Genomic DNA, 22389 nt, shown 5'->3' on the forward strand with positions numbered 1-22389 from the left:
TTCCAAAATCAGAATACCCAAAAGTGATTGATCATATATTCTATGATCAAAAAAATAAGAGCGGAAACCTAAGGTTTCCGCCCTTATTTTATATCTCTTCTAATAAAAAACCAGCCTTAAAGGCTGGTTTTTTATTTATGATTTTACGCTCATGTCTGCAATAATGTTCATTGCTTCCTGAAGGTAGACATCTTTTTTAAGATTTTTGATCCACATTTCAGATTTCTTCTTGAATGCTTCGTCTTTTTTCTCTCTTTCAATTTCGTTTGGATACATCGTAAACTGAAGTCCATTTACAAATTTAGTAAGCGCTTTGAACTTCTCAATCTGAGCTTTTCTCTGCTTCATTACTTCATTAAATTTATTAATATTAAGCGTAATGGTTTCTTCTTTGTCTAGTTTCTCTCTCCACTGAGCAGATTCCAATAATAACTGATAGTTTGCATTTTTAGTCATTCTGTCATTGCTGGCTTTTTCCAATGCTTTTACGTCAAAATAATTGAGTTTTTGAAACTGTGCACTTGGAATCTTATCCCAGGCTAATGCAAAGTCATCATATCGCTCTCCTATCTCAGCATACGTAAAGAAGTCTTTCATCTGAATATCTGAAACAATTCCTTTTCTCTGATTGGACTCTCCTGTAATTCTATAGAATTTTTGAATCGTTAATTTTAAAGACCCGAAATCATCTTCTGTATTCAAGAACCTGTTCAGGTCTACAAAAGTCTGTACTGTCCCTTTTCCGAAAGATTGTGGTGCTCCTACGATCACTGCTCTTCCATAATCCTGCATTACTCCTGCTAAAATTTCAGAAGCCGAAGCTGAAAGCTCATTTTGCATGATTACTAAAGGTCCCGTCCAGATCGGAGTTTCATTTTTATTCTTCAGAGTCTGGATTTTTCCATTTCCATCTTTTACCTGAACATAAGGTCCAGCATTCATGAAAAGTCCCATAATATCACCAACCTCAGTCAATGAACCTCCTCCATTATTTCTTAGGTCTAAAACAATCCCTTCAATATTCTGAGCTTTTAGTTTAATGATCTCATTCTTGATATCATCTGAAGCATTTCTTCCTTTAGAGTCTTCAAAATCAGCATTAAAGCTTGGTAAATTGATAAACCCGTATTTCTTACCATTCGGTGAGTTTACAACTACACTTTTCGCAAAAGTATCTTCAATAGCTACTTCTTCACGAATCATGGTAACTTCTTTAATGGTACCATCTTTTTTCTGAACTGTGAGTGTTACAGGAGTTCCTTTTTCCCCTCTGATCAACCTTACCGCTTCATCAGAAAGCATTCCTACTACATTTACGGCATCCTCTTTTGGTTTAGATTTTACTTTTAGAATCTTATCACCTTCAGAAAGCTGTTTTGATTTCCATGCCGGAGCTCCAATCGTTAAAGCACCCAGATAAAGATTTCCTTTTTTCTCCTGAATGATAGCTCCGATCCCAATTACCTTTCCGGTAAATTGTGTGTCGAAATCTTCTTTATCTTTTGGAGAATAATAATTTGTATGTGGATCAAAAACTTCTGTATATGCATTCATATACACAGTGAACCAATCCATTTTCTTTCTTTTCTTGAACCTTGTAAAAGTTTCTTTTACCAGATCTTTTACTTCACCGGTTGCTTTTACCTTTTTCTGATCCGGAGTAAGGATCTGAAGCTTAATCGTATCTTTCAGATTGTATTTTTGTACCGAATCTTTTTTCTCCTTTTGAGCCTGCTCTTTGCTGTTCATAGACTCAATTTCCTGAAGAATATTATATTTTATGAATTTTCTCCATTCATTATACTGCTCCTGCTTGTTACCCGGAACTTTCTTCAGTTTAGGTTCAAGAGTAAGAGTTTCGTCCTCATCTAAGCTAATAGGCTTACTAAAGATGTCCTGAGTAATCTGATCAATTTCATCTACTCTCTGGTACAATCTATCAATCGTAAGTTTATAGAAAGTTAAGTCCCCAAGGTTCAGATAGTCATCCAGCTTTGTCTCATGTTTGCTGAATTCATCCATATCCGATTGAAGGAAGTATCTTTTTCCCGGATCTACCATTTCAAAATAATGTTTGTAAACATCCTTTGAATAGGCATCATTGATAGGCTTTGGGCTGTAATGTAAATAAGAAAGTGTATTTTTCACGCTCACCATTATCGTCTGCATCTTTTCATCATCATTCTTAGGTGAGTTGAAACAAAACATTAGACTTGTCAATGGAATAAGAAGCAAAAATTTATTGAGTTTAAAATTTTTCCACATAAACCGGTAATGTATTTTATTAAATTTTTTAAAAGTATTTCAATTAGTAGTAATATTTAAATTACTGTTACAAACTATCAAATTTAATACCTTATTTACAAATATCGGATAGTTTTGATTATTTTTGTTAAAATTAAAATATTTTATGGAAAGACCACTTATTCTGGTTACTAATGATGATGGAATTACAGCACCTGGTATCAGAAATCTTATCAGTTTTATGAACGAAATCGGAGAAGTGATTGTGGTAGCACCTGACTCCCCACAGAGTGGAAAAGGACATGCTATTACCATTAATTCTACTCTAAGCTATGAAGAGGTAAGCCTTGACGGCCCGCAAACCGATTATTCTTGTAGCGGAACTCCTGTAGACTGCGTAAAAATGGCCCTTGACAAAATTTTGAAAAGAAGACCTGATATCGTAGTTTCAGGAATCAATCATGGGGCTAATTCATCGATAAATGTGATTTATTCAGGGACAATGTCTGCGGCTGTGGAAGCAGGAGTAGAAGGAATTCCAGCGATCGGATTTTCACTCCTTGATTTCAGTTGGGAAGCAGATTTTACACAAGCTAAAGAATTTATTCAAAATATTGTAAAGAGAACATTAGAAAAGCCAATGCCAAGAGGGATTGTTCTGAATGTAAACATTCCTAAACTTCCTGCGGGAGAAATAAAAGGAATCAAAGTCTGCAAGCAAGCTAACGCCAAATGGGAAGAAAGTTTTGATGAGCGTGTAAACCCACATGGAAAAAAATACTATTGGCTCACAGGTTACTTCAACAATATGGACGAATCTGAGGATGCTGATGAAACAGCTCTTGCTAATGGATATATCTCTATTGTTCCTGTAAAGTTTGATCTAACGGCTTACGAGTACATGAAGACTTTAGAGGAAGTAATGAATTTCTAGTCATGTATAGTAAGTTAGATAATCCTGTTTATCATTCACTTAATGAATACCACGAAAAGTTTTGCTTAAACTTTGGCGATTCTAAATTTTACAATCCTGAAGTGGCTGCTTTTGGGGGCTCATCTGATATTGGAAAAGAAAAAGACATTGCAGAATACTCGAAAATCTGTGATGATTTTCTTGTTTTTGGAGCTAAACCTGTAGGTAATTTTAAAACAGAGTTATCTCGACTTGTTTGTCATCAATACGTTTTAGAAAATAAAATTGAATTGGACATTACCGAAGATATTCTTCTTTTGAAAGAAGAAAACCAGACGGAGCTCCTTGATTTTATTAAGAAGTTTTATCCCTATTATTTTAAAAACAGAACTCCTGAACTGGGTCGTTATTTTGGAATTTTTAAGGACAACAAACTGGTTGCTGTAACAGGTGAAAGGATGCAGATGGATGATATGACGGAAGTAAGCGCTGTTATTACGGATACAGATTATCTTGGAAGAGGCTACGCAAAACAACTTGTAGCTTTTGTCTCTGATAAAATATTTGAAGATAATAAAACTCCTTTCCTCCATGTCGCGGAAACTAATACCGGAGCAAAGAAACTCTATGAAAAACTCGGTTTCTTTCACAGAGGAACGATCAATTTATGGGGTGTTAAACGATAGTTTTTCACCCTTTTTTATTTCTCGCTGATTGAGCAAATTTTTAATCCAAAAGAACCTTTTGAATATGATTAAAACAAGACTTTATCTTCCCTTCTAAGTTCTTCCAGATATTCTTTTTTCCCATCTCTGTAAAATAGATTCATCGTTTCAAAAGGAATTAATTTAAGATCCTTATTGACGATATGCACACACGATTTCTTTACTGCACGAACATCAAAGTCATGAGCATCCATAAAATTCATGATGATAATTCGAAACAGATTATCATAATCCAAATTAGGAGCGGAAACTTCAGGTAAACAGCAAAGTAACTGGTTTACTTTAGGTTTTACTTTATCTACAGAAATCCCGGTACTGAATATATCCAAAAGTTGCATTTGAAGACCTGCATCCTGTTCATAAACGATGGTATTTCGCGATTCATTATTCAGTAAATCAGCAGGATTAATATATCTTGTTAAAGGAATAATTTCACCCTCAAGTTTTAAAATATAGCCCATTGCCAAAGCATCCGGGTTGCATGGAACAGGAATGATATCATCTGAATTCAATAGCGGAAATTGATTGAGTATTTCTTGTCTCACCTCTGTTAAGGTAATTTTTTCATGAGCAGAATCCTCTCTGTTTCGTCCTGCAATTTCTACAGGTTGAAATGTAATTCCACGCACGCATTTTTGCTTTAACGCAAATTCAATAATTTTCCCGATCTCATCAATATTCTTTCCTTGTTGAAGAACAATAACCAACGTAGTAGAAAGGTTCAGCTCATTTAGTTTTTCCAAAGCTTTCATTCTTACATCTGTAAGATCCTTTCCTCTGAAATCCATTAAAACCTCTGGCTTAAAAGAATCAAACTGAAGGTAAACTTCAAATTCAGGAGCATAAGTTACCAGCTTTTCAGCAAAGCCAGGGTCGTTGGCAATCCTTACCCCGTTTGTATTTAACATTAAATGTTTGATTGGTTTTGACTTGGCAATATCCATGATTTTAAAAAATTCGGGATGAATGGTAGGTTCCCCTCCACTGATCTGAACAACATCCGGCTGTCCTTCATTTTTTACAATCACATCAAACATGGCTTCTATTTCCTCTAAACTTCTATGACTTCCATAATGAGGAGATGACATGGCGTAGCAGGTAGGGCATGTCAGGTTACAACGGTCTGTAACCTCTACAATAGATAAACAACTATGCTGTTCATGATCCACGCAGAGCCCACAATCATAAGGACATCCATATTCTACATCTGTTCCAAAATGCAGCGGCATTTCTGATGCTTTATTATAATTTCTGATGTTTTTATAATAGTGCACATCAGATGCAATCTTTGTTTTAAAAAAGCCATGATCAGGACATCTTTTTGTCATGAAAACAGCCTCATCTTCGATAATTATCTTTGCACCAACCCTTTTCAGACATTCCGGACAAAGGCTGATCGTATAATCGTAATAAGTATAGTTTCTTACTGGCATAATAGTTTTTTAAATTCCACCTCCACAAATGTATCCACTGATTAAACCACATATCAAAAGGCAAATGAGCATACTTTGAATAAATTGTTTTTTGGTAAACTTTTTATCCCCTTTCCACTCATAAGAAATCTTTACTATCAATGTAATAATAAACGAGATAAATAATCCTCCCAATATCATTATGATAATAAACATTATAACCACTCCACCCAGATCACCAACTTCTAAAAGAGTTAACGGTTTCATATAGTTACTATTTTAATGTGAATTTACGCTTTTTGTTCTCTTAATTTTAAAAATGTAATAAATAATTACACAAACACATACAAGCTGAATGGTTCCAAGATCTCCAACAACATCTACTCTTGGTTTTATAAAGTCCAGAAAGAATCTAAAAGTAAAATAGCTCAACATAAAAAGCTGAAAAATATATCCTGATGGATAGTCTTCCGTCCATTGTTTAATTTTCAAAACAACCCAGAGACTGATTAAAAATACAATCTCATAAAGAGCCACAGGATGCCTGAGATATTGATCTCCCAGATACATACCAAAAATCGAATTGGTTGGTAAACCATAAGTTTCCTCATAGATTCCTGTAAGGAAACATCCGACCCTCCCAATGATCATTGCCAGAAGTAAAGGATATACGATCATGTCTCCGGTACTTTCTTTGTGTCCTACTATTTTTTTTGCTAATTCAACTCCTATGAGGCCGAAAGCAAGACCGCCAACAATTGTATTATTGGACCAGATATGTTTAAAATCAAAATGTTCAAAAAAAGTATAGGGGTTTTCGAGGTTCCCTATCAATTTCGAACCTATTAAAGCTCCGGCAGTAGCACCAATAAGAACAGCTGCTGAAGTATTGAAAGAAAGCTTTTCCGTTGATTTTCTTTTTAAATAAAAGTAATAGCGCATTCCCATAAACATTCCCAACGCTTCAAAAAGAGGATGCGCAAGTACTGTTTTACCAAATATTTGAAAAGTAATGGGAAAATCCATACTTTCAAAATTACTATATTTAATATTATTTGCTAATTTTAATATTCTAAATAATCACAATGCGTATAGAATATGACATAAAATTAGGGTTTAAGGACGTAATGTTCCGCCCTAAAAGATCAACTTTAAAATCTCGTTCAGAAGTAGATCTGGAAAGAGAGTTCACCTTTCGTCACACGAAAAAGAAATGGAAAGGCACTCCTATTATCGCGGCCAATATGGATACCGTTGGTACATTTGAAATGGCTGTTGAGCTTGCAAAAGATAAAATCATTACAGCAGTCCACAAACACTATTCTGTAGAAGAATGGGATCAGTTTTTACAAAATCAGCCGGAAAGTATTCATCAATATATTGCTTTAAGTACAGGAACAGGAAAAGCTGATGAAGAAAAGCTGAGACAAATCATCGGAAAGCACCCAAAAATAGAGTTTCTATGCATTGATGTAGCCAACGGTTATTCGGAGCATTTTGTGAGCTTTGTAAAGCAGGCAAGGGCTCATTTTCCGGATAAAATCATTATGGCAGGTAATGTGGTGACAGGAGAAATGGTAGAAGAACTCCTTTTGGTGGGTGCAGATATCATTAAAGTAGGTATTGGTCCAGGTTCAGTATGTACCACCCGGGTAAAAACTGGAGTAGGATATCCCCAGCTTTCAGCTATTATCGAATGCTCTGATGCTGCTCATGGTTTAGGTGGTCATATCATTGCAGATGGAGGCTGTAAAGTTCCTGGAGATGTTGCCAAAGCTTTTGGTGGCGGAGCCGATTTCGTAATGTTGGGTGGAATGTTTGCAGGACATGACGAAAGTGGCGGTGAAATGATTGAAGAAAACGGAAAAAAATACCGCCTTTTTTATGGAATGAGTTCTAAAACTGCAATGGATAAACATTCCGGTGGTGTTGCAGAATATAGAGCCTCTGAAGGTAAAACGGTGAAAGTGGGATATAAAGGTCCAGTTTCAGAGACGGTGAAAGACATCTTGGGAGGGGTTCGATCTACCTGTACTTACGTTGGGGCTTCCAAACTGAAAGAACTATCTAAAAGAACCACATTTATAAGGGTTCAGGAACAGGAAAATCAGATTTTTAAAGATTAAGATAAACAAAAAGCCAGATCGTTGATCTGGCTTTTTTTATTTCTATGTTAACATTCCACCATCAACGTGTAATGTTTGTCCTGTAATATAAGTTGACAATTCACTTCCTAAAAATACACATGCATTTGCTACATCTTCAGGCTGTCCTCCTCTCTTCATTGGAATCCCATCTCTCCACGCCTTAAGTGTTTTCTCATCTAAAGAAGCTGTCATTTCAGTTTCAATAAATCCTGGTGCAATTGCATTACAACGGATATTTCTTGATCCTAATTCAAGAGCAATAGACTTTGTAAATCCAATAACACCTGCTTTAGAAGCTGCATAATTAGATTGCCCTCCATTTCCTTTTACTCCAACTACGGAAGTCATATTGATAATAGAACCTGATCTGGCCTTCATCATAGGCTTAATAACTGCCTTTGTAAGGTTGAATACAGAATCAAGATTTACTCTGATAATAGTATCCCAATCCTCTTTAGACATTCTCAATAAAAGGTTATCTCTTGTAATACCAGCATTGTTTACCAATATATCGATGGTACCAAACTCAGCCATTACATCATCTACCAATTGTTGAGCTGCATCATAATCAGATGCGTCAGATTGGTACCCTTTTATTTGAGTTACAGAACTTAAAGTTGCTTCTAATTCTTTTGCTTTATCTACAGAACCAGCATAAGTAAATGCTACTTTTGCCCCTTGTTGAGCAAAAACTTCAGCAATTCCCTTTCCGATTCCTCTTGTAGCTCCGGTAATAAGTGCTACTTTTCCTTCTAATAGTTTCATATCTATGACAATTATTTTTCTTTCTATCTACTAACGTATTGATTAGTTGCTAATTTAGCATATTTATTTTTGACAAAATAAACAGCCGCAAAGATATTATAATTTGTTATGTAACACCTTACTAATCATAAATTACTTTGGTATTTTAGTTTTTTTTATTCTATCCCAATGATTACCATCCTGTTTTATCCTCTGAATGAGTAAAGTATAAATATTCAGAACTTTTACCTTTCATGAGCTTCAATCCTTTTCTATCCGAAGAATAACTATCATATATTACTTCTTTAAGGGGTTCATTCCTGTTATTGGTTACTCCGAATTTATTCCCTTTTTTTACAACGACTTCATTTGCTGAAAGAAATGTAATGATATCATCATATACGGATGGAATTATTTCATCCCCTTTCTCATCAATCATTCCGTACTTATTCTCTTTACCTTTATAAATGATTCCTGGTAATAGTACAAAAGGTTTTATGGAAACAATATTTGACAATTCTTTATACTCTCTATCCTTTGGTGAGAATCTATAAAAAACATTTTCTTTCTTAAGAATCAGATAATTAGAGAATATCCTTTCGATATCATACCCCTCATCTAAAACGTTTTTTAAATTTTTATCCAGGAGTGTTTCCTCTCCATTCTTTCTTAGATAAACAAAATTTTCACCCGAAATTTTAAGAGCATCTACATCATCATATTCCTGTGGTAATACAATTTCTCCACTAGTTCTGATTATGGCTACTTTTGGATTCTTAGTGTCCGGGACAGTTCTGAATAAGCCACCAAACAGGTGATTTACATATCCAAATTCCGTGGGATATACTTTTTTATCCTTCTTAGAAAAGATACTTACTGTATTCTCTTTTTTCAGATAAATATATTCCGTGCCAACAAAAGCCTGATCATAAATCTCTTCTGCCAATGTATTTTCATTTGAATCTACAATTCCATATTTATCCTTAGCTATATTTTTTGTCACAAGAAAAGGATAGGAAACAATTCCATCAATGTAATGATTAGAAATGGAACTTATTGTTCTTCCGTTATAATCAATAACTTCTCCTTCTTTGACACCTGTATAAATATATACCCTGCCCTTATAGAAGCGCAAATTATCATCGAATTCTCTATCAGATACCAATTGCCCATCGAAATCATAAAGCTTCCAGTCTTTCCCTTTTTTTACAAAAAGTCTGCTCTCGTTTCCGAATTCAATTTGATCACTGGAAGGAATGATCTCTTTTCCATTAAAGTCATAAAAAGAGTCCTTCCCATTTTTGGAATAGATGAGCCTGCTTTTATTTTCCCAGGTCCTGAACTTGAATTTATCCAAAGGGATCAATTGATTGCCTTTGCTATCAATTAAAGCTATTTTCCCATTATTGGTTCCTTCTTTGGCTTTCAAGATAAATCGGTCCTTAGCCAACCGGGATATTTCACTTTTGTACGGAAAAGTAGCAGTAACCACTCCCAAAGAGTCTACTATAGTGGATTTTCCTGCTTCAGAAATTATTCCATATCCATTAGAGTAAAAACGTACTTCTTTACCCAATTGTTTTGATAATAAGATCTGTTTATATTGATCAGTTTGCTGTGCTATACAAACTGATGAAAGTAGTATAAAAAATAGCTTTTTCAATTAAATAGAATTATTCACAATAAGAACAATTTCTCCTTTTAAAGTTTTACTTTTAGAAAATTCGATTAATTCGTTGATCGTTCCTCTTTTAGTCTCTTCAAATTTTTTAGAAATCTCACGGCTCAAACTCACTTTCGCATGTTCCCCGAAAAACTCTTTAATCTGTTCTAGTGTTGTGTTTATTTTATGAGGACTCTCATATAATACGATTGTTTTTTTCTCTTCTGCCAACTGCTTTAGCTTTGTCTGCCTTCCCTTTTTTTGAGGAAGAAACCCAGCAAACAGAAACTCATTATTTGGAAGTCCGGACACCACAAGGGCTGGAACAAAAGCTGTTGCTCCAGGCAGGCAAATCATTTCAATATTACGATCTGAGCCCGCTTTCGCCAGCAAATAACCGGGATCCGAAATTCCAGGTGTTCCTGCGTCGGTAATGATAGCAATATTTTGGCCGCTTTCCAGGTCAGAAATCACTTTTTCTGTTGCCTGATGTTCATTATGTAAATGATAAGATCTTAAAGGTTTAGAGATCTCAAAATGCTTTAATAGAACTCCGGAAGTTCTTGTATCTTCACATAAAATATAATCTACTTCTTTCAGGACATTCACCGCTCTGAAAGTCATATCTTCTAAATTTCCTACGGGTGTAGGAACAAAATATAGGATTCCGCTCAAAATTAAAATTATAAAAATTTGTTTTCCACCAATACCCATAATCTTTGGGCATATTCATCTACTTTTCTCCAGTTTCTGGAGTAATATAAGTCGCTCAGGTATTCCTTTGCTTCTTCCAGCGTTCTAAAGCTGTTCAGTTCAGAGATCACTTCGTTCAGTTCGGACTGGCTTCCGTCAAAAAGCATTTTTGAAAATGCTATTCTGTCATTCAGATCTAATCTGAACTCAGGTTTAGACTTTTCAGCTTCCATAAAATTGGTAGGAATGTTGGATTTTAACAAGCTTCCATTATCCTCTTTTACAACCGGTTCAGCTTTCTCCTGAGGAATTTCTCTTTCTAAAGGATCATCGTCAAATAATGACTGAATCGATTTCAATCCTTTAATATTCGCCAGTTTTATTTTTTTGTCTTGATTATAAGCATCCAGGTTTTCAAAACTCTCATCTGAAGGATGTCTTTCCTGTTCAAATTTATGATGTCCATTATCTATATCAACAATTTTTCTCTTGTTGTTTTCTTCTGCAACAATCTGCTCTTCCTGCCTTTCTTCTACCTGGGCTTCATTTTTTATTTCATTCAGAACATTTTCGACGTTAGAGGTTTCCATTACCATTTCGCCTTGTTCGATGGATACATTGGAGGAAATAAACTGTGATTCATTTTCTTCGATAAGTATTTCATCATCTTCTAAAACTTCACTGTCGAAGATGCTTGGAATCTTTTCATTAGCCTCAGGAAAATCTTTAACATCACTCGAAAAGGCTATTGCTTCGTCAGTTTTTGTCTCATCCTCAATGCTATTCTGAATATTTTCTTCTTCATCAAAAGAATTCATACTGGATTCCTGATAATCAGAAGGCTGGTTTTCAAATTCATTGATCTCATTCAGCTGATTTGTAAAAATTACTTCTTCTTCAATCTCATCATCATACAGATCATCTGCCTTATTGTCAACATCTTCTGTCTGATAATTTTGTTTTAAATCATCTTCTACTGCAAAATTGACAATATTCTCATGGTATTCGTTTTCAACGATTTCAGAGAGTTGATTATTGAAAATTTCTTCCTGTTCCGTGCCATTTTCATCAGATAATTCCTCTTCATATTCCAGATTTTCATTTTCATCAATCTCGTTCAGTTCATTGTTGAAAATGGCTTCTTCTTCTGTTACTTCATGACTTGAATCCTGAGTTTCAAACTCATCATTTACCAAACCTATATTCGTTTGGTTATCTGTATTTTGTGATGAATTAGAAGGGATAAAATATTCAATATTCTTTTCCAGCATTCTCAAAAAAGAAATCCTATTAGCAAGCTCATCTACAAGATCTTGCTTGGAAAGTAATTCATCCACATTGTTTATTTTTTCCAAAATATCAATGATATTCTTGGATTCGAAAAAAATTTTTTCCTTTAAATCTTGGATATTCTGCATATAAGATTCTTGTTAAAAATTGCTTACTTTTGATGTTAAAATATTACGGCTAATTTAACAAATGTTTTTAGAAAATACAATTAATCACTCCAAACAAAGCGGTTGGATGGAAGTTATTTGTGGCTCAATGTTTTCCGGAAAAACCGAAGAGTTGATCAGGAGGCTGAGAAGAGCAGAAATGGCAGGGCAAAATGTGGAAATTTTTAAACCAAAAACTGATACAAGATATTCTGAAGATGATGTGGTTTCGCATAATCAAACCAAAATACGAAGTACCGCAGTAGAAAATCCCAACGAAATTTTATTGTTGGGCTCAAATTGTGATGTGGTAGGAATAGATGAAGCTCAGTTTTTTGATGATAGTATTGTTGATATAGCCAATGAATTGGCAAATAGCGGTATACGGGTGGTTATTGCCGGATTGGATATGGACTTCTTAGGACGTCCGTTTGGACCAATGCCTAACCTTATGGCAACTGCTGAATATGTGACCAAAGTGCATGCTATCTGCAAAAGAACAGGTAATCTTGCCAATTATTCCATGAGAACTTCCCAGGGAGATAATTTAGTGGAACTGGGAGAAACCGAAAGTTATGAAGCCGTAAGCCGCAGGGTTTTTATAGACGAAGTACTTTTAAAGAAGAAAAATAGATAAATTTATAAAGGCAAAATCGCTGAATTGCAAAATGGCCGAATTGCTTAACGGTTTTAAAGTTAACCAATCAAATCTTTTTGCTGTTTCGCAATTCAGCAATTTCGCCTAAAAAACATAGTAGAAAGGCACCAATGAACTACACGATACAGGAAATTGCAGATATCACCAATGCACAAGTTGTTGGTGATGCTCAGCTTATCATTAAAAATATAGCTTTTGACAGCAGGATCATCTATTCGATAAAAAATACTGCTTTTATAGCAATCAATACCAAAAAAAACTCTGGTGAAAAATTTATAGAATCCGCCATTGATAGGGGAATAAATGTAATTATTTCCGAGCATCAGTATCCACAATTTGAAAATATAACCTGGATCATCGTAGAAAGTTCTGTAGACTTTCTTCAAAAACTGGCTAAATATCATTTCGAACATTCTAATCTAAAGTCCATAGGAATTACGGGAAGCAACGGGAAAACTATTTTAAAAGAATGGTTATATCAGTGTCTGTGGAATGAATTTGCAACGGTAAAAAGTCCGAAAAGTTTTAATTCTCAGATTGGGCTTCCTCTTTCATTACTGCAAATCAATGATTCTTATGAGCTGGGAATTTTTGAGGTAGGTATTTCGAAGCCTAATGAAATGGATAAGCTGGAAAATATATTCAGTCCTGAGATAGGCCTTCTTACTCATATAGGAACTGCGCATGCCGCCAATTTCGAATCTGAAGAAATGCTTATTGATGAAAAAATCAAATTATTCAAAGATTCTCAAGTTATTATTTACAATGGAGACAATTCCCTTGTTGATCATAAAATCAAAGAATTATACTCAGATAAGAAATTAATTCGTTACGGATTTAAAAATGAAAATCAAGTATTTATAAAAAAGAATACCTCTAATGAAAATATCATTGTACAGTATTTCAATGAAGAAATAAGCTTTCCGGTTCATCAAAGGGATGAAGCTACTTTAACCAATGCCCTAGCCCTTATCACAGTCTTAAAAGAATTGAATATCAATAATCAAAAGATCGTTGAAAAAATCAATGCTTTAAAGACTGTGGAAATGAGACTGGAAGCCATTGAAGGAAATAAAAACAATATTATCATCAATGATTCCTTTAATCTGGATCTTGACTCTTTGAAAACGGCACTACAATTTCTAAATGAATATAATAAGCCTAAAAAATCACTTGTCTTAACCGATATAGTGGGAGTCAATTCAAATTCTAAAGAATTGTATGAGGAAGTTTCTGATCTGGTGAATGAGCAGAATTTTGACACTGTGTTCCTGGTTGGAAATGAAATCAATGCATTCAGTAACCTGTTTAAATCAAAAACCTTTACTTTCATCAATACTCAGGAATTAATTGAAAGTAAATATCTTACAGATATTGAAAATCAAATCATCCTTTTGAAAGGAGCAAGAAAATTTGAGATTGAAAGACTTAAGGATATTCTTGAGCTCAGAAAGCATGATACTGTTTTGGAGATCAATCTCAATGCTATTCTGCATAATATCAATTATCATAAATCTTTACTGAAGCCAGAGACAAAAGTAATGGCTATGGTAAAAGCAAATGCTTACGGATTAGGGAGTTATGAAATCTCAGAATTCCTGCAACATCATCATATTGATTATCTGGGTGTGGCTTATACAGATGAGGGAGTAGAGCTTCGTAAAAAAGGAATTACAACACCAATTGTTGTAATGAATGCGGCACAGCACAGCTACGACGCCATTATACAGTATAATCTGGAACCGGAAATCTATAGTTTCCGGGTACTAGAATTATTCGATGAAGCAGTTCAGAGATCCGGTTATGATCAAAAATTTCCGATCCATATCAAATTGGAAACAGGAATGCATAGACTTGGTTTTAAAGGATTTGAATTAGATGAGTTAAGTGAAACTTTAAAAAACAGAAACTTAAAAGTTCAGAGTATCCTAACTCACCTATCCTCTTCTGATATCCCTGAAGAGAGAGAATTTACTTTAAATCAGTTTAAAACTTTTGAGGAAAATTCTAATTATCTTATTGAAAAATTAGGCTATCAACCTATCAGACATATTCTTAACTCTTCCGGAATTACAGGTTATACAGATCATCAGTATGACATGGTGAGAATCGGTATTGGAATGTTAGGAGAATCACCAAATAGTGAAATACAAAAACAGCTGCAGTCTACTGTAAGCTTTAAAACAGTAATTTCTCAGATCTCAATCGTGGAAAATGGAGAATCAGTAGGATACAGCAGACGATATAAGACAGATCACGTAACAAAAATTGCCACAATTCCTGTCGGTTATGCAGACGGAATTCCAAGATTAATAGGGAATGAAATCGGAAATGTGGGAATACATAAGACTCTGGCCCCAATTGTTGGAAGTATTTGTATGGATATGATGATGATCAACGTGGATCACATTCCCAATGTACAGGAAGGCGATACAGTAACTGTTTTTAATTCCAAACCAAGTTTAAAAGAGTTTGCAGACTACTGCAAAACGATAACCTATGAAGTATTAACCTCCATTTCGCCCCGGGTGAAAAGGATTTATATAAAAGATTAACCCTATGAGAAAACTCTTGCTTCTTATACTCGTATTCCAAATATTTATGCTGCAATCGCAGGTAAAAAAGGGATTGGTAATTCCAAAAAATCCGAGAATAGGACTTTCTCTTGCCGGAGGTGGAGCAAAAGGTTTTTCTCACGTTGGAGTTCTTAAAGTATTAGATTCTCTGGGTGTAAAGGTGGATTACATTTCCGGAACCAGTATGGGTGCCATTGTAGGTGGATTATATGCTTCCGGTTATTCCGGAAAAGAAATAGAAAAGATTGTAATGGATACCGACTTCTATTCACTCATATTGGATCCAAAATCAAGAAAAGAAAGTACGTTTTTTAATAAATCTGTAGACAAATATCTTTTATCTATTCCTATAAAAAATGGAAAAATTAATCTTCCCTCTTCTATCAGTACAGGTCAAAAGAATGTCTATTTATTAAAAGAGCTATTTAAAAACGTATCCAATATTGATGACTTTTCAAAACTGCCTATCCCTTTCATGTGTGTCGCAACTAATCTTGAAAGCGGGAATATGCAGATTTTCGAAAAGGGAGATCTTGTGCAGTCCATTATGGCAAGTTCCGCATTTCCTTCTTTAATGGATCCTGTAAAAGTTGGTGATAGCATTTACATAGATGGAGCAATGACGGTAAACTTTCCCTCAAAGCCATTAAAAGACAAAGGAATCGATATCGTTATAGGGGTGGACCTTAATCAGGACTTATCCAAAAGAGAGGATTTAAACAACATTATAGCGATCCTTAATCAGATCATTGATATGAATATTCATAAAGATACTAAACGTCAGTATAAATATACAGATATCAATATCAAACCAAATCTGAAAGGAATGTCTGCAACAAGTTACGATGAAAAGAAAAAAATTCTCGATAGTGGCTATGTAGAAGGTCTCAAATATGTAGATATATTAAATCAATTACCTAAGCGTTCATTTGACCGCCTTAGGGAGCACGTAAATCCAATTTATTCCAACGTATATAAGATTGACAGCATTTCATTAATTGGAAGCAAAATTTACGGTAAAAACTACACCCTTGGGAAAATGGGATTGCATCTCCCCTCTTTAGAAACCTATGGAAGTATCAATAAAAAAATTGACAGGCTCGTTGCGACTAATAATTACAAGTTTATCAATTATGACATTGTCACAGAAAATAATGCCAATAAACTTAAGCTCTACGTAACGGAAGATGATGCTCGTCACTTTTTTAAATTTGGCTTACATTACGATAATGTATTTAAAACAGGATTATTGCTTAACTATTCTGCAAAACGTCTTTTATTCAAAAACTCAAACCTGTCTCTAGATGTTATTGTGGGAGATCAGCCCAGATATTATCTGAACTATTTTATTGATAACGGATATATACCTGGATTCGGAATTTATTCTTCCGGAATGAACTTAGACCTGAAAGACGTAAACAATAATATTTCTGACAGCTGGCAATGGTTAAGAAATGAGGCATATATTCAATCGGTTTGGAAAGATAAATTTGCAATAGGTGGTGGTATCAGTCATGATTATTTTAATGCTGATACAAATGGAACAAATGAAAGAGTAAGTCGTTTTTTGAATCCCTATGTTTTTGTAAAAAGCGATACACAGAATGATAAAGACTTTCCAACAAAAGGAATTTACATATCTGCGGAAGGAAAAGTAATCGATCTGATGAAATCTGAGCTGGAAAAAAGAATAGTCCAGGTAAAAGCAGACATACGAATCAATATTCCTCTGGCCAAACAATTTACTTTCAGACTGAACTTATATGGAGGTATAACAATAGGCGAACATCTTCCTGAATTTTATAAATACAGATTAGGTGGGATTTTCGAACAAAATGTTGTTAATTTTAAAAGCTTCGCCGGATTCTACTTTGCTCAATTAAATACAAATAATGTTGTTCTGGTCTCTAATGACCTACAATTCAAATTCAATAAGAACTATTTCATAAGCGGAAATTTCTCTTTTGCTAATCTCTCTAACGATATTACTTTTGAAAATGCTGCCAAGCTCAATTATAGTTCGCTGGGAATAACGGCAGGTTACAAGTCTCCTTTTGGACAGATCAAAGTAAATTTCAGCCACTCATTAAAAAACAATCAAAAAGGCATATTCAGTGTTATATTAGGGCACTGGTTTTAAAACAATGATACAATTCTTTTACGAAAACTTACCCGAATCGGTAAATACAGATTATACAAAATGGCTGGAAGATATTATTCTTTCAGAAGAAAAAAAACTGGGAGAGATTAATTACATCTTTTGTGATGATGAATATTTACTTAAGATAAATCAGGATTATTTACAGCATGATTACTATACGGATATCATCACTTTCGATTATGTTAAAGGCAAAACAATAAGCGCAGAGATTTTCGTATCTTTGCAGCGCATTTCAGATAACGCTTCTACCCTATCCAAAAATTATGAAGAAGAGTTGAGAAGAGTTTTAGGACACGGTATTCTACATCTTTGCGGATATAAGGATAAAACAGAAGAAGAAGAAAAAGAAATGCGAAGTAAAGAAGATTTTTATTTAGCTAAGTATAAAGACTAACATCTTTTAGCAATTATAATCTTTATTTGTCTCTTACATTTCTGCAATAAACAGTAATACAACAAGGCAAATAACGCGCGATACAGGCTCTTTTGAGTCGTATTTTAACACAATGTTTCACGTGAAACATTTAATATAAAGATTAAAATTTAAGCCTTAAAACAGGTAAGAAAAATGATTTCAGAAATATATGATGTAATAGTAGTAGGTGCCGGTCATGCGGGTTGTGAAGCTGCAGCTGCAGCAGCTAACCTTGGATCAAAAACCCTTCTGGTTACAATGAATATGCAGACCATTGGTCAAATGAGCTGCAACCCTGCAATGGGTGGTATTGCAAAAGGACAGATCGTTCGTGAGATTGATGCCATGGGTGGTTATTCAGGTATTGTGGCGGACAAATCTGCCATCCAATTTAAGATGCTTAATCTTTCCAAAGGACCTGCAATGTGGTCTCCAAGAACACAGAATGACAGAATGCTTTTCGCAGAAGAATGGCGTTTAGCTTTAGAAAATACCCCAAATCTTGATTTCTTTCAGGATATGGTAAAACAGCTTATCGTTGAAAATAATAAAGTAACTGGGGTTATAACTTCGTTAGGAATTTCAATAAAAGCTAAGTCTGTAGTACTTACAAACGGAACCTTCCTTAATGGTTTAATCCACGTTGGAGACAAACAATTAGGAGGTGGCAGAATGGGTGAACCAAGAGCATTTGGTATCACTGAACAACTCGTATCCTTAGGTTTTGAAGCAGGAAGAATGAAAACCGGTACTCCACCGAGAGTAGATGGAAGAAGTCTTGACTATTCTAAAATGGAAGAACAAAAAGGAGACGAAAAACCTCAAAAATTCAGTTACTTAGATACCCCTAAATTAACTAAACAATTAAGCTGTCATATTGTTTATACCAACGAAACGGTACATGATATCTTAAGAGAAGGTTTCGATAGAAGCCCTATGTTTAATGGTACCATTCAAAGTCTTGGACCAAGATATTGCCCAAGTATTGAAGATAAGATCAATCGTTTCGCAGAAAGAACCAGACACCAGCTATTTGTAGAACCAGAGGGATGGAAAACTGTAGAAATATATGTGAATGGATTCAGTTCTTCATTACCAGAAGACGTTCAGATCAAAGCAATGAAACACATATCAGGATTCGAGAATGTAAAAGTATTCCGTCCAGGCTATGCTATTGAATATGACTACTTCCCTCCTACCCAATTAAAGCATACCTTAGAAACGAAACTGATAGATAACCTGTATTTTGCAGGTCAGATCAATGGTACAACAGGATATGAAGAAGCTGCCGGACAAGGATTAATGGCAGGTATCAATGCTCATAACAAAGTACACGATAAAGATGAATTTATCTTAAACAGAGATGAAGCATATATTGGAGTTTTAATTGATGATTTGATTACAAAAGGTACTGAAGAACCATACAGAATGTTTACTTCACGTGCTGAATACAGATTACTTTTAAGACAAGATAATGCAGATATCAGATTAACTGAAAAAGCATATCAATTAGGGCTTGCTAAGGAAGACCGTCTAAAAAAGGTTGAACAAAAAATCGCTAAAAGTGAAGAACTTGAAACCTTTTTACGAGAAACTTCTTTAAAGCCAGGAGTGATCAATCCTATTCTGGAAAGTGAAGAAAGCAATCCGGTAGATCAGGCTTACAGAGCTTCACAATTCCTTACCAGACCTAATATAACCTTGGAAAAACTGGAGAATATTGATGTGATCAAGGAAACTACTTCACAATTTGATGATGAAGTAAGAGAGCAGGCTGAAATCAATATCAAGTATAAAGGATATATTGAGAAAGAAAAAGAAAACGTCGCTAAACTAAACCGTTTAGAAAATATTAAAATCCCTGAGGATTTTGATTATCTTAAACTATCTAGTTTATCGGCTGAAGCTAAACAAAAAATGAATAATGTAAGACCAAAAACAATTGCTCAAGCAGGAAGAATCAGTGGTGTATCCCCTGCTGATATTAATGTTTTATTGGTCTATTTAGGACGTTAATTACATTATGTTTCACGTGAAACATATTTAATATTAAAACAAAAATTAAGGTATTTATGAGCTTCTAATAAACTCTGAATATCTTAATTTTTAATATAAAAGAATAATTTAATGAAAATTAAAGATCACTTTCTTACTCAGGAAATATTTGAAATCAAGGAAACAGAAACTGAAGGAGTTTTTAAAACATCCCCTATTCCATCCAATATTTCTAAATATTATGAAAGCGAAGATTATATTTCTCATCATCAGGATTCAGGAAGTCTTAAAGAAAAATTGTATAAGTTTCTACAATCATTCAATCTTCAATACAAAAAAAATATTCTAATTGATAGAATAAAGAAGAACTCAAGAGTTCTAGATTATGGATGTGGTGCAGGAGAATTTGTAAAATTTATAGAAAAGGATTTTAAAACATTCGGATATGAACCTGATGCTGATGCCAGACAAGCAGCTAAAAGTAAAACATCGAATGTCCAAATTATTGCTGATATTAATTTGATTCAAGATGATAGTTTGGATGCCATTACATTATGGCATGTTTTTGAACATATAGAAAACCAAGAAGAAACACTAAAGACATTTCATAACAAACTTAATCAAAAAGGTCTTCTTATAATAGCTGTGCCCAACCCTACTTCATATGATGCCAGACATTATAAAGAATACTGGGCTGCTTATGATGTACCCAGACATATCTTTCATTTCTCAAAAAAAGGAATGGAAAATTTAATTTCAAAAAATCCAGACTGGAAAATCAGAAAGATCAAACCACTTGTCCTGGACTCCTACTACATCTCGATGTTAAGCGAAAAATACAAGAAATCACCACTTTTTTGGCTAAAAGCTATCATCTACGGAACGATTTCTAACGTAAAGGCACTTTTTTCAAACGAATTTTCAAGTTTGATATACGTTATCGAAAAAAGATAGAAAATCGATTTTAGAGGTATTTCTGAAGGTCAATTTTCGACGTTTTTCAGCAAAAAAAAGAAAACTTTACAAATTGATGCTCCATCTACAAGCATATAAAAATAAAACGATATAATAAAGAGTTCGAAATTCATCGAACTCTTTTTCTTAGGTCAATAACAATTTCATCCTATACTCATGTACTTTCTTCATCTCTCCTATATGACATCATATCATTTTATACAATCCTCATAAAATTCTAATTACAAAATATTTTATAATTAAAATTATCCTTATTATAATTTCTTTATTTCTATATAGAACAATTCTTTTTAAAATCAATTTAAATTTGACTTCAAAAACACCACTAAATTACTAGAGATATTTAAAATATTTTCAAAATTAGATTTTAGACGTCATTTTTTTCGCTTTTTCACTCGCAAATCATTGACAAAATTCAATTTTCAATGAAAAATCAGTAAAAAAAATTACAATAATTATTTCAATTAAAATAAAAAATTTAATAAAATATTAAAATCATTAAAAAATTATTTATAGAAATAGTTAATTAATAACAAAAACACATTAAATATTGAATTTAATAATACAAATGAAAATTATTTTAAAATAAAATAAACAAAAATACACGTAATGAAGTAAAAAAAATCAAATATTGCATTTAATTCATTAAATTATATGTTATGCTAAAAATAACTCATTGATATGTGAAAATAATTTATACATTCACAGAACCATTTTAAATATTAATCAATGAAAAATTTTAAACTCGTAATGATAGCGATAGGAATGCTATCCGTTACATCATGCGCAAAAACAGATGACGATCAAAACAGCACTTCTCCTGAAGTTCAAAAAGAACACGCATTGGGAGCACGGCTCATAGATCAAACCACCTACAACAGTTTTGCAAAAGTAAACATCAATGAACTTACTTTGAAATTAAAAGGGAAAAGTGAATCAGTTGCTAAAAATGCCCTAGCATCCAGCTATTTTATTCCTGGTCTGCCAGCAATTGGTGATCAAGGTGCAGAAGGTTCTTGCGTGGCATGGGCAACAGCTTATACTACCGCTAGTAGTCTGGAAAATAACTTTAAAGGAGTAACAGCAAAAAGAAGTCCTGAGTATGTTTACAACCAAATCAAGCTAGGGTCTTGTGATGCAGGCGCTTATGTAACAGATGGACTAAATCTCATCAAAAATCAGGGCGTATGTAGTTGGAGTGAAATGCCTTATACTGATACAGGCTGCTCTACACAACCTAATTCCTCTCAGAAAAGTGCAGCAAGCACACATAAGTTTACAACCTGGGCTACTGTAGACAACACAGATCTAAGCGATGTAAAAACGCTTTTAAGTATGAATTTGCCTATAGTTATCGCAGTTTCAGTAGATTACAGTTTTGATCATTTAAGTTCATCAAACGGATATATATGGAAGTCACACTCTGGTAATGTCAGAGGAGGACATGCCATTGCCGTAATAGGATACGATGATGCAAAACAGGCATTCAAAGTGCAAAATCAATGGGGTACTAATTGGGGGAGCAACGGATATTTCTGGATAGATTATTCATTCTTCGCAAAATCCAACAATGGTGCTATTAATGAGAGCTATGTAGCTTACGTTCAATAAGAAATTTGTTCATACAAAAAT

The 22389-nt window shown here is 34.0% G+C and carries 18 protein-coding genes; 10 read left to right on the top strand and 8 right to left on the bottom strand.

Annotated features, from left to right (window positions below; translation table 11 throughout):
* Window positions 1-135 precede the first annotated feature (135 nt).
* A complete protein-coding gene (locus JHL15_RS03095; protein ID WP_200242667.1) occupies window positions 136-2265 on the bottom strand; it encodes a carboxy terminal-processing peptidase in 2130 nt (709 codons plus the stop codon).
* Between the two features lie 145 nt (window positions 2266-2410).
* On the opposite strand from JHL15_RS03095, the gene surE reads away from it, so the two are divergent.
* Both surE and JHL15_RS03105 read left to right on the top strand, forming a co-directional pair.
* Entirely contained in the window at window positions 2411-3178 is a 768-nt protein-coding gene (surE, locus tag JHL15_RS03100) for a 5'/3'-nucleotidase SurE (protein ID WP_200242669.1), read from the top strand.
* Window positions 3179-3180: 2 nt separating this feature from the next.
* Window positions 3181-3843, top strand: coding sequence for a GNAT family N-acetyltransferase (locus tag JHL15_RS03105; protein WP_200242672.1), 663 nt, complete (start codon window positions 3181-3183; stop codon window positions 3841-3843).
* A gap of 68 nt (window positions 3844-3911) precedes the next feature.
* Here the strand turns inward: JHL15_RS03105 and JHL15_RS03110 are convergent, their stop codons facing one another.
* The 3 genes from JHL15_RS03110 to JHL15_RS03120 are packed head-to-tail and all read right to left on the bottom strand — an operon-like array spanning window position 3912 to window position 6320.
* Window positions 3912-5315, bottom strand: coding sequence for a radical SAM protein (locus JHL15_RS03110; RefSeq protein WP_200242675.1), 1404 nt, complete (start codon window positions 5313-5315; stop codon window positions 3912-3914).
* 9 nt (window positions 5316-5324) lie between these two features.
* Complete coding sequence (locus JHL15_RS03115) at window positions 5325-5561, bottom strand: hypothetical protein (RefSeq protein ID WP_200242677.1); 237 nt, start codon at window positions 5559-5561, stop codon at window positions 5325-5327.
* 12 nt (window positions 5562-5573) lie between these two features.
* Window positions 5574-6320 (bottom strand): prolipoprotein diacylglyceryl transferase, encoded by a 747-nt coding sequence (locus JHL15_RS03120; RefSeq protein ID WP_200242680.1) that lies wholly within the window; start codon window positions 6318-6320, stop codon window positions 5574-5576.
* Window positions 6321-6379: 59 nt separating this feature from the next.
* On the opposite strand from JHL15_RS03120, the gene JHL15_RS03125 reads away from it, so the two are divergent.
* A complete protein-coding gene (locus tag JHL15_RS03125) occupies window positions 6380-7420 on the top strand; it encodes a GMP reductase (protein ID WP_200242683.1) in 1041 nt (346 codons plus the stop codon).
* Between the two features lie 42 nt (window positions 7421-7462).
* On the opposite strand, the gene fabG is transcribed toward JHL15_RS03125, so the two are convergent.
* From fabG to JHL15_RS03145, 4 genes are all read right to left on the bottom strand, one after another.
* A complete protein-coding gene (gene fabG / locus JHL15_RS03130) occupies window positions 7463-8206 on the bottom strand; it encodes a 3-oxoacyl-[acyl-carrier-protein] reductase (protein ID WP_200242685.1) in 744 nt (247 codons plus the stop codon).
* Between the two features lie 172 nt (window positions 8207-8378).
* Complete coding sequence (locus JHL15_RS03135; protein ID WP_200242687.1) at window positions 8379-9848, bottom strand: WG repeat-containing protein; 1470 nt, start codon at window positions 9846-9848, stop codon at window positions 8379-8381.
* Window positions 9849-10523, bottom strand: coding sequence for a 16S rRNA (cytidine(1402)-2'-O)-methyltransferase (gene rsmI / locus JHL15_RS03140; protein WP_200242689.1), 675 nt, complete (start codon window positions 10521-10523; stop codon window positions 9849-9851). It abuts the gene before it with no gap.
* A gap of 8 nt (window positions 10524-10531) precedes the next feature.
* On the bottom strand, window positions 10532-11959 hold the full coding sequence (locus JHL15_RS03145) for a ring-infected erythrocyte surface antigen domain-containing protein (protein ID WP_200242691.1): 1428 nt from the start codon (window positions 11957-11959) through the stop codon (window positions 10532-10534).
* Window positions 11960-12020: 61 nt separating this feature from the next.
* On the opposite strand from JHL15_RS03145, the gene JHL15_RS03150 reads away from it, so the two are divergent.
* The 7 genes from JHL15_RS03150 to JHL15_RS03180 all read left to right on the top strand — a co-directional run bounded on the left by JHL15_RS03150 (window position 12021) and on the right by JHL15_RS03180 (window position 22368).
* On the top strand, window positions 12021-12614 hold the full coding sequence (locus tag JHL15_RS03150) for a thymidine kinase (RefSeq protein ID WP_200242693.1): 594 nt from the start codon (window positions 12021-12023) through the stop codon (window positions 12612-12614).
* 131 nt (window positions 12615-12745) lie between these two features.
* Window positions 12746-15190 (top strand): bifunctional UDP-N-acetylmuramoyl-tripeptide:D-alanyl-D-alanine ligase/alanine racemase, encoded by a 2445-nt coding sequence (locus tag JHL15_RS03155; RefSeq protein WP_200242695.1) that lies wholly within the window; start codon window positions 12746-12748, stop codon window positions 15188-15190.
* Window positions 15191-15194: 4 nt separating this feature from the next.
* Window positions 15195-17351, top strand: a complete 2157-nt coding sequence (locus JHL15_RS03160; RefSeq protein WP_200242697.1) for a patatin-like phospholipase family protein — start codon at window positions 15195-15197, stop codon at window positions 17349-17351.
* Window positions 17352-17355: 4 nt separating this feature from the next.
* The gene (ybeY, locus tag JHL15_RS03165) at window positions 17356-17766 is read left to right on the top strand and encodes an rRNA maturation RNase YbeY (RefSeq protein WP_200242701.1); all 411 of its coding nucleotides are present in this window, start codon (window positions 17356-17358) and stop codon (window positions 17764-17766) included.
* Between the two features lie 174 nt (window positions 17767-17940).
* Window positions 17941-19803 carry a tRNA uridine-5-carboxymethylaminomethyl(34) synthesis enzyme MnmG gene (mnmG, locus tag JHL15_RS03170; protein ID WP_200242704.1) on the top strand — a complete coding sequence of 621 codons (1863 nt, stop codon included), beginning with the start codon at window positions 17941-17943 and terminating at the stop codon, window positions 19801-19803.
* Window positions 19804-19914: 111 nt separating this feature from the next.
* Entirely contained in the window at window positions 19915-20736 is an 822-nt protein-coding gene (locus tag JHL15_RS03175) for a class I SAM-dependent methyltransferase (protein ID WP_200242706.1), read from the top strand.
* A gap of 750 nt (window positions 20737-21486) precedes the next feature.
* Window positions 21487-22368, top strand: a complete 882-nt coding sequence (locus JHL15_RS03180) for a C1 family peptidase (protein ID WP_200242708.1) — start codon at window positions 21487-21489, stop codon at window positions 22366-22368.
* The last annotated feature ends 21 nt before the right edge of the window (window positions 22369-22389 follow it).

The organism is Chryseobacterium paridis (assembly GCF_016595215.1).
Lineage (GTDB): Bacteria > Bacteroidota > Bacteroidia > Flavobacteriales > Weeksellaceae > Chryseobacterium > Chryseobacterium paridis.

Coding starts and splice junctions, on each gene's coding strand:
- JHL15_RS03175 (WP_200242706.1), top strand. CDS start 19,915: ATGAAAATTAAAGATCACTTTCTTACTCAGGAAATATTTGAAATCAAG.
- JHL15_RS03105 (WP_200242672.1), top strand. CDS start 3,181: ATGTATAGTAAGTTAGATAATCCTGTTTATCATTCACTTAATGAATAC.
- JHL15_RS03120 (WP_200242680.1), bottom strand. CDS start 6,320: ATGGATTTTCCCATTACTTTTCAAATATTTGGTAAAACAGTACTTGCG.
- JHL15_RS03125 (WP_200242683.1), top strand. CDS start 6,380: ATGCGTATAGAATATGACATAAAATTAGGGTTTAAGGACGTAATGTTC.
- JHL15_RS03145 (WP_200242691.1), bottom strand. CDS start 11,959: ATGCAGAATATCCAAGATTTAAAGGAAAAAATTTTTTTCGAATCCAAG.
- ybeY (WP_200242701.1), top strand. CDS start 17,356: ATGATACAATTCTTTTACGAAAACTTACCCGAATCGGTAAATACAGAT.
- fabG (WP_200242685.1), bottom strand. CDS start 8,206: ATGAAACTATTAGAAGGAAAAGTAGCACTTATTACCGGAGCTACAAGA.
- JHL15_RS03155 (WP_200242695.1), top strand. CDS start 12,746: ATGAACTACACGATACAGGAAATTGCAGATATCACCAATGCACAAGTT.
- surE (WP_200242669.1), top strand. CDS start 2,411: ATGGAAAGACCACTTATTCTGGTTACTAATGATGATGGAATTACAGCA.
- JHL15_RS03115 (WP_200242677.1), bottom strand. CDS start 5,561: ATGAAACCGTTAACTCTTTTAGAAGTTGGTGATCTGGGTGGAGTGGTT.
- JHL15_RS03160 (WP_200242697.1), top strand. CDS start 15,195: ATGAGAAAACTCTTGCTTCTTATACTCGTATTCCAAATATTTATGCTG.
- JHL15_RS03095 (WP_200242667.1), bottom strand. CDS start 2,265: ATGTGGAAAAATTTTAAACTCAATAAATTTTTGCTTCTTATTCCATTG.
- JHL15_RS03150 (WP_200242693.1), top strand. CDS start 12,021: ATGTTTTTAGAAAATACAATTAATCACTCCAAACAAAGCGGTTGGATG.
- mnmG (WP_200242704.1), top strand. CDS start 17,941: ATGATTTCAGAAATATATGATGTAATAGTAGTAGGTGCCGGTCATGCG.
- JHL15_RS03110 (WP_200242675.1), bottom strand. CDS start 5,315: ATGCCAGTAAGAAACTATACTTATTACGATTATACGATCAGCCTTTGT.
- JHL15_RS03180 (WP_200242708.1), top strand. CDS start 21,487: ATGAAAAATTTTAAACTCGTAATGATAGCGATAGGAATGCTATCCGTT.